The 14,443-nt window shown below is 58.4% G+C and carries 10 protein-coding genes and 4 pseudogenes; 12 read left to right on the top strand and 2 right to left on the bottom strand.

The window, feature by feature from the left end; translation table 11 throughout:
- Positions 1 to 92 precede the first annotated feature (92 nt).
- Complete coding sequence (nifA, locus tag NKH54_RS28895) at positions 93 to 1,856, bottom strand: nif-specific transcriptional activator NifA (RefSeq protein ID WP_023672228.1); 1,764 nt, start codon at positions 1,854 to 1,856, stop codon at positions 93 to 95.
- Positions 1,857 to 3,005: 1,149 nt separating this feature from the next.
- Between nifA and NKH54_RS28890 the strand changes: the two genes are divergently transcribed.
- The 3 genes and pseudogenes from NKH54_RS28890 to NKH54_RS32565 form a co-directional block, all read left to right on the top strand.
- Positions 3,006 to 4,337: a dicarboxylate/amino acid:cation symporter gene (locus tag NKH54_RS28890; RefSeq protein ID WP_353029470.1), complete on the top strand. Its 1,332-nt coding sequence runs from the start codon at positions 3,006 to 3,008 to the stop codon at positions 4,335 to 4,337.
- Between the two features lie 304 nt (positions 4,338 to 4,641).
- Positions 4,642 to 5,673: a LacI family DNA-binding transcriptional regulator gene (locus tag NKH54_RS28885; protein WP_023672231.1), complete on the top strand. Its 1,032-nt coding sequence runs from the start codon at positions 4,642 to 4,644 to the stop codon at positions 5,671 to 5,673.
- Positions 5,674 to 5,964: 291 nt separating this feature from the next.
- Positions 5,965 to 6,192: pseudogene (locus NKH54_RS32565) on the top strand (IS1634 family transposase); the annotation flags it as partial.
- An 80-nt stretch (positions 6,193 to 6,272) separates the two neighbouring features.
- On the opposite strand, the gene NKH54_RS28880 reads toward NKH54_RS32565, so the two are convergent.
- On the bottom strand, positions 6,273 to 7,298 hold the full coding sequence (locus tag NKH54_RS28880) for a LysR family transcriptional regulator (RefSeq protein ID WP_023685028.1): 1,026 nt from the start codon (positions 7,296 to 7,298) through the stop codon (positions 6,273 to 6,275).
- 237 nt (positions 7,299 to 7,535) lie between these two features.
- Between NKH54_RS28880 and NKH54_RS28875 the strand changes: the two genes are divergently transcribed.
- From NKH54_RS28875 to NKH54_RS28835, 9 genes and pseudogenes are all read left to right on the top strand, one after another.
- Positions 7,536 to 8,129, top strand: coding sequence for a NodA family N-acyltransferase (locus NKH54_RS28875; RefSeq protein ID WP_023694280.1), 594 nt, complete (start codon positions 7,536 to 7,538; stop codon positions 8,127 to 8,129).
- A complete protein-coding gene (gene nodB / locus NKH54_RS28870) occupies positions 8,126 to 8,785 on the top strand; it encodes a chitooligosaccharide deacetylase NodB (protein ID WP_023672235.1) in 660 nt (219 codons plus the stop codon). Before NKH54_RS28875 ends, nodB begins: the two co-directional genes overlap by 4 nt.
- Before the next feature lie 13 nt (positions 8,786 to 8,798).
- Positions 8,799 to 10,157, top strand: coding sequence for a chitooligosaccharide synthase NodC (nodC, locus tag NKH54_RS28865; protein ID WP_023829773.1), 1,359 nt, complete (start codon positions 8,799 to 8,801; stop codon positions 10,155 to 10,157).
- Between the two features lie 13 nt (positions 10,158 to 10,170).
- Complete coding sequence (gene nodS, locus NKH54_RS28860) at positions 10,171 to 10,800, top strand: nodulation methyltransferase NodS (RefSeq protein WP_023672237.1); 630 nt, start codon at positions 10,171 to 10,173, stop codon at positions 10,798 to 10,800.
- A 37-nt stretch (positions 10,801 to 10,837) separates the two neighbouring features.
- Positions 10,838 to 11,071: pseudogene (locus tag NKH54_RS28855) on the top strand (carbamoyltransferase N-terminal domain-containing protein); the annotation flags it as partial.
- A gap of 54 nt (positions 11,072 to 11,125) precedes the next feature.
- Positions 11,126 to 12,037 (top strand): nodulation factor ABC transporter ATP-binding protein NodI, encoded by a 912-nt coding sequence (gene nodI / locus NKH54_RS28850; protein ID WP_023685034.1) that lies wholly within the window; start codon positions 11,126 to 11,128, stop codon positions 12,035 to 12,037.
- Positions 12,038 to 12,040: 3 nt separating this feature from the next.
- Positions 12,041 to 12,829 carry an ABC transporter permease gene (locus tag NKH54_RS28845; protein ID WP_023672240.1) on the top strand — a complete coding sequence of 263 codons (789 nt, stop codon included), beginning with the start codon at positions 12,041 to 12,043 and terminating at the stop codon, positions 12,827 to 12,829.
- Positions 12,830 to 12,893: 64 nt separating this feature from the next.
- Positions 12,894 to 13,835, top strand: a pseudogene (locus NKH54_RS28840) (LysR family transcriptional regulator); the annotation flags it as partial.
- 430 nt (positions 13,836 to 14,265) lie between these two features.
- Positions 14,266 to 14,443: pseudogene (locus tag NKH54_RS28835) on the top strand (type I secretion system permease/ATPase); the annotation flags it as partial.

Genomic DNA, 14,443 nt, shown 5'->3' with positions numbered 1-14,443 from the left:
CTCGGTCGAATCGAGTTGACGCGCACGCGGATCTGCATCGCTGCGCGGCGCCAAGGCGCTAAGCTGCTCAGCTCATGCCCAGGGTCATGCTTTCAAAGACGCTTGATCTCGACGCCGTATTTCCTCAGCACGTAGCCAATCTGGCGCGGGGTCAGCCCAAGCAAGCGCGCTGCCTTTGCCTGCACCCAGCCACATCTTTCCATGGCAGCAATGACGCGCTCTATATCGGGCGTCCTCGCGCCAATTGGGTGGGTTGCGCCGGCAAGTGGGTTAGTCGCGGCCGAACTGGCGGCCTCGTCCGGGGGCGTGGCCAAATTCGCTGACTCCGGCAGGATCGGCGGTGGTTGCAGCGCGGCCTTGCCCGATCTGCACTTCCACAGCGCCTCGGCAAAGCATTGGCCTTGGGAGCAGGCAAAGTCGTTTCTCCCGATTGACAGTCCCTCGGCCAGGATCGCTGTCCGGTGCACGCAATTTTCAAGCTCGCGAATGTTGCCGGGAAACTCACATTTCATCAGCACTTCAATCGCACGCGGATCGAAGGTGAGCGTACAGCCGTTCTCGTCGTTGAACTTCTTGAGAAACTCAGCTGCGAGGAGCGGAATATCGCTGCGCCTTTGGCGCAATGCTGGTACCAGCAAGGGAACCACGTTGATGCGGTAGTATAGGTCGGCGCGGAACTCATTCCTTGCAACCGCCTCTTCCAGGTTCCTGTTCGTGGCGGCAATCACGCGAACATCGACCTTGATGGTCTGATTGCTGCCGACGCGCTCAAACTCCTGCTCCTGCAGCACGCGCAGTAGCTTTGCCTGGAACGAGGCCGAGATCTCGCCGATCTCATCCAGAAACAACGTCCCCTTGTCAGCGAGCTCAAAACGCCCCTTGCGGGAATTGAATGCGCTTGTGAAGGCACCCTTCTCATGACCGAACAATTCGGATTCCAGGACTGTCTCTGGGAGCGCTGCACAATTGAGTTTAACGAAGGGCCGCTTGGCGCGCGGCGACAACTCGTGAATTGCCTTGGCAGCCAGCTCCTTCCCGGTACCGGACTCACCTCGCAACAGAACTGTGGTTTTTGCCTTCGCTACGACCGCGATCTTCTCCAGCAGGGCGCTTATAGCCGGACTGTCACCAATCATCCCCTCGACGTGGACCTTTTTGCGCCGGGGTGCAGGGTGCTTAACATCAGAAAATTTCGTTTGCAGCCGATGTTCCAGCTCCGGCGTTCGCTCGCGGTCGACCGCGGAGAAGCGATGCAACTTGACTGTCTGTCCCACCATGTTGGCAATCATGGTAAGCAGCCGGACATCATCGTCGAGCCGATAGCTTGACCTGCTTTCCAAAACCCGGTCCAAAGTCAGCGCGCCTATGGCGTTCCCATCAACACGAATGGGAACGCCGATGAACGACACGGTGTCGGAGGCCCCAAGCACCTCGATATCAGCGGCAGTGAAGGTCGGATGCATCACTATGTCGTCGGCGACAAGCGGCGTGTCGGTCGTCACAATCTGGTCGATGGCGTTGCGCGGCAGGCGCGAGCGGGAGGGCTCATTGCCGTTCGTGCCGCAGCCGCTGGCCACTGTGATGTCCAGTCCGCCCTCGGCATCGCAGAGAGCGATGATGCCGTGCCGCATCTGCACAAACGAGTGCAGGAGATCGACTACCTTGGCCAACTTGAGTTCGAGCCGGGCGGCATCGGCGAGTACTTTCGATATTTCGAAGATGCCGGTTAGCGCGCGCTCGTGCAATGCCACACTCGCAGGATTCGTGTCGGACTTTGGACAACCCTTTATCGCATTCGGCAGCGATATGCCGCAGTCGCGGGCATTCTGTTCTGACTTGCTAATGTTGTGGTGCATGTGATCCTCGATCTCGCGCCATCAAATCTAGGCTGGCGGCATGTGCGCCGCGACATCGTGGGCACGCGCGAAAATGCTCCGACGTGAACTCGTGCCGCCGCCGTGTGGTCGAGTGCAAAGCGGGTCTAGCCCTGACGCATCGCTTGGCTACTCCCTCCACGAGGCTTGGCCATGTTATTGGCTTGCCCCGGGCAAACACACGTTGTTTTCAAAAGACTGGAGCGAGGCGGCATAGTCAATCGAGCTTTCTTTCATCTGTGAAAGGAAACCTCGCGGCCTATGATAGGATTCATCAGTTCTATCTTGCGTTGAAGCAGAAATACGGGCCGGCCATGCGTTGCCCGAGCGGCTGACCGCGCGGAGTGTAAATGCGGGGCCGTGCCATTCACCAGCGCCCGCGAAGGAGGGTCGGGAGCGATAATAACCGCCAACGGCACTGGTCGGTTGCGGCAACCGCCATCTTTCTCGAGTTGATCAGGCGGCGGCGATGTCGGGTGTGAAGGCGCGAAGCTGGCGTTGAGTACGACTTCCTAGGCGGTGCTCGCAACTTTATGAATCGCATCGTCGTGGTCAGCATCATCACGGGGGCCGAAATCGGCACACTCAATGAGCGTATCGAAAAGTCTGAACAGATTACGATGCGACCGCTTGGAAACGGCTGCCCCTGCTGCGGGCGTTGATTTGCAAAATGGGTCGTCCAAAAGGCCGTCCGAATTTATTCTGTGATTGCAGTGGCTGCATGGTCGTAGGCTGTCTAGAAACGAGCGCTTCCGAACAGGGGTAAGTTAGCCTGTCATCTGGACGGCCTTGAACAGGCGACCTATTGGTACGCGCTGGCGCCAACGATGGGGCCCGGTCCAAAGCCGGCTAACGAGGAACCCACCACGCTCTGTGCAGCAAAACCGCTAGCCAGAGGGATCGACCGGCAGCACTCTGCCAGAGACCATCAAGGGCGTTCGGACCGCGGCCTTGCCCGCTGGTCTGACACCGCTCCTCCATCATTGGCGAGCCCACATCAGTTCAGGTGATGCGGATTCATCTGGCATGGGTATTGCGGCGGCGTTGGTGCAGCGTTCGACCGGAGCGCCGCGATAGGGAGAAGCCCGGGAGAAGTCACGCCACCTCGATCCGGTCAGGGAGAGAGAAACAGTGTCAGCTGCACAAGTCCGCGGCGCGAGTCCCGCGCCCCCCCGCAAACCCTTCTACACCAAGCTCTACGCCCAGGTGCTTGCCGCCATCGCGCTCGGCGTCGCAATTGGCTATTTTTATCCGGAGACCGGCGAGAGCCTGAAGCCGCTGGGTGATGCCTTCATCAAGCTGGTCAAGATGATCATCGCGCCTGTCATCTTCCTGACAATTGCGACCGGCATTGCCGGCATGAACGATCTTCATAAGGTCGGCCGGGTCGCCGGCAAGGCAATGGTTTATTTCCTCACCTTCTCAACGCTCGCGCTGATCGTCGGCCTCATCGTCGCCAATGTCGTCCAGCCTGGCGACGGCCTGAACATCGATCCGGCCTCGCTCGATGTCCAGGCCGTGAATACCTATGCCGCAAAAGCCAAAGCGCAGTCGGTCACCGGCTTCCTGATGAACATTATCCCGCCAACGATCGTCGGTGCCTTCGCGGAAGGCGACATCCTGCAGGTGCTGTTCTTCTCGGTTCTGTTCGGCATGGCGCTTGCGATGGCCGGAGAGACGGGCAAGCCTGTCGTTTCCTTCCTCCAGGCGCTCATTGTGCCTGTCTTCAAGCTCGTCGGAATTCTGATGAAGGCCGCGCCGATCGGCGCTTTTGGCGCGATGGCCTTCACCATCGGCAGATATGGCATCGGTTCGGTAGTCAACCTCGCGATGCTGGTCGCGACGTTCTATTTCACCGCCTTCCTCTTCGTGTTCGGGGTTCTCGGCGCAGTCTGCCGTTACAACGGCTTTTCGATTTGTTCTCTCATTCGTTACATCAAGGAAGAGCTGCTGCTTGTCCTCGCAACGTCCTCCTCGGAGGCGGCGCTCCCGTCGCTGATGGAGAAAATGGAGAAGGCCGGCGCCAGGCGTTCGGTTGTGGGTCTCGTCATCCCGGCCGGATATTCGTTCAATCTGGACGGCACGAATATCTACATGACGCTAGCGGCTCTCTTCATCGCACAGGCGACGAACACGGATCTGTCCATCGGCGATCAGGTGCTGCTGCTGCTCGTAGCAATGCTTTCCTCCAAGGGCGCTGCAGGTGTGACAGGTGCGGGCTTCATCACCCTGACGGCTACGCTCGCGGTAGTTCCGAGTGTTCCCGTTGCTGGGATGGCACTGATACTCGGCATCGACCGATTCATGTCCGAATGCCGGGCGCTGACGAATTGCGTCGGCAACGCAGTGGCATCCCTCGTCGTCGCACGCTGGGAAGGAGAGTTGGACCGAGCACAGATGAAAGCTGCCTTCAGCGGTCATCAGCTTACCGAGGCATCAAACCGGCTACCCTCCTGCAAGTAAGGTGGGCGGCCCACGACCTGTGAAGTCGCTTAGCTGGTCACATAACTGAACGACCGACCCGCAGCCTCTAAACGGCTCCTCACGGACCATGTATCAGAAGCGCTAAATGTGTGAGTGCAAATCGTCACCGCCCTTTAAGCGAATGAGCCTTTCAGTATACCCGGCCGGTTTACGTCTGCAATGATGTTCGTCCAACACGCTGTGCCCATTCGTATGGGGACGTCTTCACTTTGCCACCCGAAACCGAAACGCGTTAGGCGGACAGAGAGCCGGCCCGCGTCAAAAACCAATCAGAATAGGACCTATGACCAAGCGCCCCACAATTGCCGATCTCGCCCGCGAAGCCCGAGTCAGCGTAGCAACGATCGATCGGGTTCTGAACGCCCGCCATCCGGTGCGCGAGGAGACCGCGCGGCGGGTCCACGACGCCGCCCAGGCGATCGGCTATCATGCTGCCGGGCTAATCAAGCAGCGGTTGCGGCGAGACCTACCGCACTACCGTCTGGGCTTCATCTTGAGAAAACCGGCCCAGCATTTCTACCAAGATTTTGCGCGCGAGGTCGAAGCATCGGTCAATTTGGCCCAGTCCTTCCACGGCATTCCGCTCGTCGAATTCGCCCCGTCACATATGCCGAGCGACCTGATCGCGCCGCTCAAGGAGTTGGGCGCACGCTGCCATGCAATCGCGATGGTGGCACCGGACCACCCGAAAATCACAGCAGCGGTTGAGGACCTCAAGGCCAAGGGCATTCCGGTTTTCTCGCTGCTTTCCGACTTCGCCGCCGGCGTGCGACAGGGGTATATCGGCCTCAACAACCGCAAGGTGGGGCGCACGGCCGCTTGGATGGTGTCCAAGGTCGCAAAACGGCCCGGCAAAGTGGCGGTGTTTGTCGGCAGCCATCGTTTCCAGGGGCACGAGCTCCGTGACGTCGGCTTTCGCTCCTATTGCCGTGAGAACGCGCCCACGTTCGAGGTGCTGGATCCGGTCATGAACCTCGAGAAACGGCAGATCACCTACGAGGCAACGCTTGATCTCATGCAGCGGGAGCCCGAGCTCGTCGGCTTCTATGTCGCCGGCGGCGGCATGGAGGGCGCCATCTCCGCGCTCCGAGAAGAGGGCAAAAGTCGGGATCTCGTCGCGATCGTGAATGAAATCACACCTGAGTCTCGGGCAGCGCTTGCAGATAACATCGTCACGATGGCGGTCGCCACGCCAATGCGCCGGCTTTGCCAGGAGCTGATAACGCTGATGACACGGGCTATCGAGACCGGCACCGCCGAAACACCCGGACAGACATTTCTGCCGTTCGACATCCATCTGCCGGAAAATATATGAAGGCGGAAGCGCGAGGTAGATTGCCTAGATCCGCAGCGTCAACCTCCACCGGCTTCACTTGCCAACATGCCCCACGTTCTCGTGCAGGGGGTGTGGTCAATGATCCCGCACGGCAGGAGCCGAGCGAGGCCAGCACAGTCCATTTGGGGTCGACCTCGTCGACCGCCATCTCCTCGCCTGGCTGCACGTGAAAAGCCGCGGCACAGCCGGCAAGGTAGGAATTTAACCGGGCTAACCATCTTCTGGGACTTCGCACGCAAATCGAGGCGGCAGTCAATTCAGTAGCAGCCCGGGCGTGTGTTCTGCTCGTTCCGGCCCCTCGCACTTAGCAAGGAACTGCGCCGCTCTGCCGGGCCAAAGGCCCGACGCCCGAAGGGCAACCGCTCCTACGCGATCGCGTCCGCCTCCAGAAGCCGCCATCGAAAAGAATGCTCGCGTCGTCACCACCTACGGCCAAAGCGGGCAATCAAGGCAGCTGGCATCACTCTGCCACACATCCTCGACGAGCAACTCGCCTGAGATCAGCCCCAGAACGTAGGTAACACGCGCCGCGCCGGCGCTTGTCGAACATGCTGATCAGCCTGTCTTACAGGCGGTGATTAGGTGGGGCTCAACATCTTCCGGGACTTCGCACGCGATTTCGAGGTGGCAGTCGGTACCAAGAAACGAAAGGTCGGATCGGCGTGCCCGAGACGCTCAATGATTTCAGGCAAAGGCGCCAGGCGAGATGCCTCCTGCAACATCATTTCCCGCATCCACATGCTTGCCGGATCACTATTGTGAAGCTCAGGCCATTGGACGGCTTCCGTGAATGCAGGAGGAGGAAGTGGCGGCGGAAGTTGGACAATCCGCAGGGGTGTTGTTTTTGCGAAATGCTGCGCCAGCCGTAAGGGCATGGTCCCGATGCGGTTGGTGCCTGACAGGACGGGCGGGATCAGGCTAAAGCCCTGTACGACAACTTCGATACGTCTCTCGAAACCGTGCTCGAGCAAATACCATTCCTCCATGGTGGGCTGCCGGGTGTGCCTGAATTTGAGCACAACATGTCCCATGCACAAGTATCGCTCGAATGTAAGTGGCTCCGACAGCTGCTTGTTCGTGCCGCAGCCTACGCCTACGAGCTTATCTTCGAACAGGGCTGCGCGAGGATGTTTCGACATGAACACTTCCGGCATGATTAGAAAATCAACGTCGCCGCGCCGGAGAAGCTCCTCGGGGTCGTCGCAAATAGGCAGACATTCAAAGCGAACGGCGGGAGCTTCCCGCGCAGCGCGCTCTACTATCGTCCTAAAAAATACGAGCGTGATGTAATCGGAAAGCATGATTCGGAAGAGGCGATCCGATTGGGCCGGGTTGAAGGCGTCGGGGGAAATAATCGATAGCTGGATGTGCAGCAATGCATCCCGGACTGCTGGAGCGAGCCCGTCGGCGCGCGGTGTCAAAATGAGCTCGCGGCCGTTCATCGTAAATAGCTCATCGTTGAAATAGGCGCGTAACCGAGCAACGGCGGCGCTCATGGCCGGCTGGCTCAGGTTGATACTGCGAGCCGCGGCAGTGACTTTACGCTCCCTCATCAGAGCGTCCAGCACAACGAGGAGATTTAGATCCAGCCCTTTAAAACGCATGTCATGTTCTATCCAACGTGTGGATGCGTATCATTCAAACAATCAATTTTACGAATTTACGAGCCATGCATTAGAGGAACGTAAATGAGCGACGTCAAGCTCAAATCGACGACACGGGCCGGAACTTCGAGAGAGTGTCTGGCTCACCTTCGCCAACGACAACGGCTGAGTGCAGCCAACAACGCCGCTTTGGTCGAGTAATGCGGCCGCAAAAACCAATATGAAGAGAGGTCCTGAATGCGCCATCAGGTGCAGTGGAAGTTGTGCTGGGAAAACGAGTTGCAGCTCTCCGATCACGTTAAGCTCGCCGAGTTCTTTCGTGATACGTACGGGCCGACTGGGGCGTCCAACGCAGAACCGTTCGAAGGTAGTCGAAGCTGGGCCGGAGCCAGGCCTGAACTCCGCGTAATCGCCTATGATTCAAGCGGTGTAGCGGCTCACATGGGCATACTGCGCCGTTTCATCAAGGTCGACGCGGTCGACCTGTTGGTGGCTGAACTGGGCCTGTACGGGGTACGTCCGGACCTTGAGGGTCTGGGAATCGCCCATTCAATCCATGTCATGCTTCCAATACTGCAGGAGCTTGGCGTTCCATTCGCTTTCGGAACGGTCAGGGACGCGCTGCGGAATCATGTTGAGAGGTTCGGACGGCGATACAGCCCTATGGCCGTTTTGTCGGGAATTCGCGTGCGCTCCACCCGACCAGAGGCCCGCCTCGACCTGCCGCCCACACGCATCGATGACGCACTCACAATTGTTCTGCCAGTTGGACGGCCGATCAGCGAATGGCCCACGGGCACGATGATAGATCGGAACGGACCAGAGCTATGAGCCGGTCCGATTGCTTGTACGAAGTGCGCCGTGAGTGCTCTGACGGCACCGGCCGTCGAAGCGTTTATCTGACGTTTGACGACGGTCCCAATCCACTTTTCACACCGGAGATTCTCGACGTGCTGGCAGAGCAGCGAGTGCCGGCGACTTTCTTCGTCATCGGCGCCTACGCCTTAGAGCACCCATATCTAATCCAACGGATGATCGCAGAAGGGCACGAGGTAGGCAACCACACGATGTCTCATCCGGATCTGTACCAATGCGGTTTCGGCGAAGTGCAACGTGAGGTCTTTGAAGCGAACGACGCCATCATGAGAGCGTGCCCGCAGGCCTCGGTCCGCTTTGTTCGCGCGCCCTACGGCGCCTGGAGCGAAGAAGTCTGCACAGCATCACAGATCGCCGGGCTGGCGGCCCTTCATTGGTCCGTCGACCCTCGAGATTGGTCTCGCCCTGGAGTCGAGGCGATTATCGATAAAGTGCTCGCCTCCGTCCGGCCGGGCGCAATTGTACTCTTGCACGACGGATGCCCTCCCGGCGAGTTGAGCCAGGGCGCTCACGCCGGCATGCGCGACCAGACGGTCACGGCGCTGTCCCGGCTGATTCCAGCACTGCGTGAGCGCGGATTTGTAATCCGCTCACTTCCTCAACATCACTGAACAACGAGATCCCATGACTCTTCTTGGTACAACCAGCACTGTGGCCATTTCGCTTTATGCACTGCTCTCGACTGCCTATAAGAGCATGCAAGGGCTTTATGCTATGCCGACAAAGGATTCGTCGGGGTTGGAGGTTCTCGTCGGCTCCGACAAACTGCCCAGCGTCGATGTCATCGTCCCCTGCTTCAACGAGGATCCGCGCACGCTTTCAGAGTGCCTGGCTTCCATTGCAGACCAAGAATACGCCGGAAGACTTCGGGTCTATTTGGTTGATGACGGTTCTGGAAATCGCGAAGCCTTAGGAACTGTCCACGAAGACTACGCGCGCGACCCCAGGTTCGACATCATTTTGCTTCCCGAGAATGTTGGAAAGCGCAAGGCGCAGATCGCCGCGATACGACGCTCATCAGGGGATCTGGTGCTTAACGTTGATTCAGACACGGTACTCGCGCCCGACGTCATTTCCAAGCTTGTACCGAAGATGCGAGATTCAGCGGTCGGCGCAGTCATGGGTCAATTGACGGCCAGTAACCGAACCGAGAGCTGGCTGACCAGGCTGATAGACATGGAGTACTGGCTGGCTTGCAACGAGGAGCGCGCGGCACAGGCTCGCTTCGGTGCCGTTATGTGCTGTTGCGGCCCATGTGCCATGTACCGCCGGTCTGCGCTCCTTTTGTTACTGGACCAGTACGAGTCGCAATTTTTTCGGGGCAAGCCAAGCGACTTCGGTGAGGATCGCCATCTCACTATCCTGATGCTGAAAGCAGGCTTTCGAACCGAATACGTTCCGAGCGCCATCGCGGCCACAGTCGTTCCGAACAGACTCGGACCGTATCTGCGCCAACAACTCCGTTGGGCACGAAGCACATTCCGGGACACGCTGCTTGGGCTGCGCTTGCTGCCTAGCCTAAATAGCTATCTCACGTTGGACGTGGTCGGACAGAATCTCGGCGCGCTACTCCTCGCCCTATCGGTATTAACGGGCCTCGCACATTTCGCACTGACAGGCACTGTGCCTTGGTGGACAGGACTGATGATTGTGTCCATGACCATGCTCCGATGCAGCGTGGTAGCATTTCGTGCTCGACAATTTCGATTTCTTGGCTTTTCGCTGCACACGTTCATCAACGTCTTTCTCTTGCTTCCGTTGAAGGCCTACGCGCTGTGTACCTTGAGCAATAGCGATTGGCTGTCGCGAAGCTCTGCTGTCGCTACATCGAACACTGGGGGAAAACAGGCCCCCACCCAAGCTCCGATCACTGGTTCCAGCAGGGCAGAACTCTCGCCCCATTCGGCTCCGCTTCGCAGGCTCAATCTTGCGCGGGATTCTTCGGAATTAGTCCTGTCGGACAACATTTGCGGCGACGACTGACCGCAAATACCTAATGGACGAGAGGTGCACGAGTTTGACCCAGAACGTGAATCATCAGTTGCTTGATCGGGAATTGGCCGCTGACGATCCGTGGCGCCTCGACGGCAATCCATTCGAGCGGAAGCGCCACACGCAAATGCTCCAGCTGGCGCTTGCCCAAGGCTCCATTACAAATGCCCTCGAAGTCGGGTGCGCTGCCGGCGCATTCACGGAAAAACTAGTCCCCTACTGCCAAGGGCTCACCGTCATCGATGTCGTGGCGCAAGCGATTGCTCGAGCACGTCAACGGATAAAGGAGCCGTCGCGCATCAACTGGATAGTCTGCGATGTTCAACAGTTTTCGACCGACGAGTTGTTTGACGTGATCGTTGTGGCGGAGGTCCTCTACTACCTCGGAGACATAGCCGAGATGCGCGCGGCCATCAAAAACCTGGTGCGGGTGCTTGCGCCAGGCGGGCATCTGATCTTCGGATCGGCAAGGGATGCTAATTGCCGTCGCTGGGGTCACGCCGCTGGTGCTGAGCCGGTCATGGCCATGCTGAACGAAACGTTGATCGAGGTAGAGCGGCTTGAGTGTCGGGGCGAGTCCGTCAACGAAGACTGCTTGCTCGTCCGTTTCCGGAACCCGATTTCCGCTTCCTGATGAATCTCGAATCTATCGCCGTTAACGTGGAGACACTATGCGCATCTGTGGTACCAAGCTGACCCATGATGGGGCGATCGCCCTGGTCGAGGATGGACGGCTCGTCTTCTGCGATGACCAGGAAAAGCGGCACAACGATCCGCGTTACCAATCCATCGATAATCTCGACGCAATTGTCGCCGCTTTAGCTGAGCAGCGGCTAGATCCTTGTGATGTCGATCAGTTCGTTATCGACGGCGGGGATGGCGAAGACGAGTCACAGTTTCAGGTCGGCAGGGAACCAAGCAACCGCCAGTTTTGTCGTCCCTCTCGGTAAAATGAACCCATGTCCATGATAGCGATCGACCTTACTGACGTAAGCAAAACTTATGACAAGCTCGTTGTCGACAGGCTGTCGTTCCGCGTTGCGGCGGGGGAATGCTTCGGGCTCTTGGGACCGAACGGCGCGGGCAAAAGCACGATTGCGCGTATGGTCCTCGGCATGACATCGCCTGATGCGGGGAAGATTACTGTGCTCGGCGCTCCAGTGCCGGCGCGCGCGCGTTTGGCACGTATGCGCATCGGCGTGGTCCCGCAGTTCGACAATCTTGATGCCGCGTTCACTGTACGCGAGAACCTGCTGGTGTTCGGGCGCTACTTCCGGATGAGCAGACGCCAGATCGATGCGGTCATACCATCGCTGCTTGAGTTCGCCCGCCTCGAGAACAAAGCGGATGCGCGCGTCGCCGAACTGTCCGGCGGCATGAAGCGGCGCCTGACGCTCGCGCGTGCGCTCATCAATGACCCGCACTTGCTGGTGATGGACGAGCCGACCACCGGCCTCGATCCGCAGGCCCGCCACCTGATCTGGGATCGGCTGCGATCGCTGCTGGCGCGGGGCAAGACTATTCTTTTGACTACCCATTTCATGGAAGAGGCCGAGCGGCTGTGCGATCGGCTGTGCGTTATGGAGGAGGGGCGCAAGATCGCCGAAGGTCGCCCGTCCGAACTCATTGACGAGCAGATCGGCTGTGACGTGGTCGAGGTCTACGGCGGCAATCCGCATGAACTGGGTGCGCTGATCCGGCCGTACGCACAGCGCATCGAGGTGAGCGGTGAGACGCTTTTTTGCTATGCACCCGATCCGGAGCAGGTGCTGGCGCAGCTACGCGGGCGCACGGGTCTACGCCTTCTGCAGCGTCCCCCCAATCTCGAGGATGTGTTTTTGCGGTTAACCGGGCGCGAGATGGAGGACTGAACAATGGGCGAACGTTATGCGGCGGGCATGCCCGCCAATGCGTGGAATTGGGTCGCGGTTTGGCGCCGCAACTATCTTGGATGGAAGAAAATCGGGCTTGCATCGGTTCTCGGCAACCTCGCCGATCCGATGATCTATCTGTTCGGTCTCGGCTTTGGCATCGGAACAATGATAGGTCCTGTTGAGGGCTCTTCGTACATTGCGTTTCTCGCGGCTGGCATGGTTGCCACAAGCGTGATGGCATCGGCGACCGCTGAAACGGTCTACGGGAGTTTCGGCCGCATGGGCGACCAGCGCACCTGGGAAGGAATGCTATGCACTCAGCTGACGCTCGGCGATATCTTACTCGGCGAATTGGCGTGGGCAGCCACGAAGGCCCTCATGGCGGGCACAGCAATCACTATTGTTGCCACCACGCTCGGCTACGCATCGTGGCCATCCATCCTCTGCTTGCTGCCAGTCATCGCTCTCAATGGCCTCGCCTTCGCGAGTCTAGCGATGGTCGTCACGGCGCTTGCGCCCAGTTATGAATATTTCATATTTTATAATACGCTTGTTATTACACCCATGCTGTTCCTTTGCGGCGCGATGTTTCCGATCAACCAATTGCCCGGCGCTTTTCAGTATGCTGCCTCCTTATTACCGCTCGCACATGCAATCGACCTCATTCGTCCAGCGATGCTTGGCCGTCCGATTGACAAAATGGGCCTGCATATCGGCGCGCTTTGCATATACACAGTTTTGCCCTTCTTCTTTTCGATTGCTCTTTTTCGTCGAAGGCTGATGCGTTGACGCTACTCACCATTCGAATTGAATGTTTGGTCGCAACCCATTCACACGCCGCCTAGATCAAGACATGCGTTTTAAGGGACTCGATCTGAATCTCCTCGTTGTGTTGGACGCTCTGGTCAGGGAACGTAAAGTCACCGCGGCGGCCCGCAGTATTAACCTGAGCCAGCCGGCAATGAGCGCCGCCGTTGCTCGGTTACGCGCCTATTTCAGCGATGAGCTATTTACGATGAGCGGCCGCGAGCTCATTTTGACACCTCGCGCTGAGGGGCTCGCCCCAGCAGTCAGGGAGGCATTGCTCCACATCCAGCTATCGATTATTTCCTGGGACGCCTTCAACCCAGCCCAATCGGATCGTCGCTTCCGGATTATCCTTTCCGATTACATCACGCTCGTATTTTTTAAGAAGATCGTAGAACGTGCTGCGCGGGAAGCTCCCGCCGTCCGCTTTGAATGTCTCCCTATTTCCGACGACCCCGAGGAGCTTCTCCGGCGCGGCGACGTTGATTTTCTGATCATGCCGGAAGTATTCATGTCGAAACATCCTCGCGCAACCCTGTTCGAAGATATGCTCGTGTGCGTAGGCTGCGGCACGAACAAGCAGCTGTCAGAGCCACTTACATTGGAGCGATACTTATCGATGGGGCAGGTTGTGTTCAAATTCGGGGACACCCGGCAGCTCTCCATGGAGGAATGGTATTTGCTCGAGCACGGTTTCGAGAGACGTATCGAAGTTGTCGTACACGGCTTTAGCCTGATCCCGCCCGTTGTATCAGGCACCAGCCGCATCGGGACCATGCCCTTACGGCTGGCGCAGCATTTCGCAAAAACAACACCCCTGCGGATTGTCAAACTTCCGCCGCCACTTCCTCCCGCATTCACGGAGGCCGTTCAATGGCCTGCGCTCCACAATAGTGATCCGGCAAGCCTGTGGATGCGGGAAATGATGTTGCAGGAGGGATCTCGTATGATTCCTCTGCCTAAGAGCACCGGACGTCTCAGTTGTCCCCAAATTGAGAAACTGCCCCCCCTCGACTATGAGAGGAGGCATGGATGGCGATCCCCCGCCGCCTGCGACCCCGCAACTGCTCAGCAGAAGGGCGAAGCGAACGAGAGTGAATCCATTTCGTAAATGTGTGCCTATCCAAGCAATCGATTTCTGCAATTGTCCGATGACGAATATGAACGCGCCTGAAGGTGTGGAGGCGGAAGCCTGTTCGGGCCCTTGCGGCCGACCACGATGAATCCCTTCCAAACCTTCAGCCGGACGGTGTTGTTGACCCGCTCCATTAAATGCCAGGACCAAACATATTCGGCGGGAGCACTGATCCTGAACCAGCGAGCGGATGCAGTCGGTTGCCGGTCGGGGAGCAATATAGGGAGCTGGGTCGCCAGCCTCCGGAGACTTACGTGACAACCATTCCTTAAAGGATTCAGCTTTGAGACCCTTCCCTCTGACTTCCGCGATTTGGGGCATTGTGTTGATCAGCGGCGTGGTCAACGTGCTTGCGCTCATCTCGCCGCTGTTCATGCTTCAGGTCTATGACCGCGTTCTGGCAAGTGGCAGCGTATCCACGCTGGTGGGGCTCGTCGTGCTCGCTGCGGGGCTTTATGCGT

It is taken from the genome of Mesorhizobium sp. M1004 (genome assembly GCF_040318795.1).
Taxonomy (GTDB): Bacteria; Pseudomonadota; Alphaproteobacteria; order Rhizobiales; family Rhizobiaceae; genus Mesorhizobium.
This window is presented reverse-complemented; position numbering and strand designations above follow the sequence as displayed.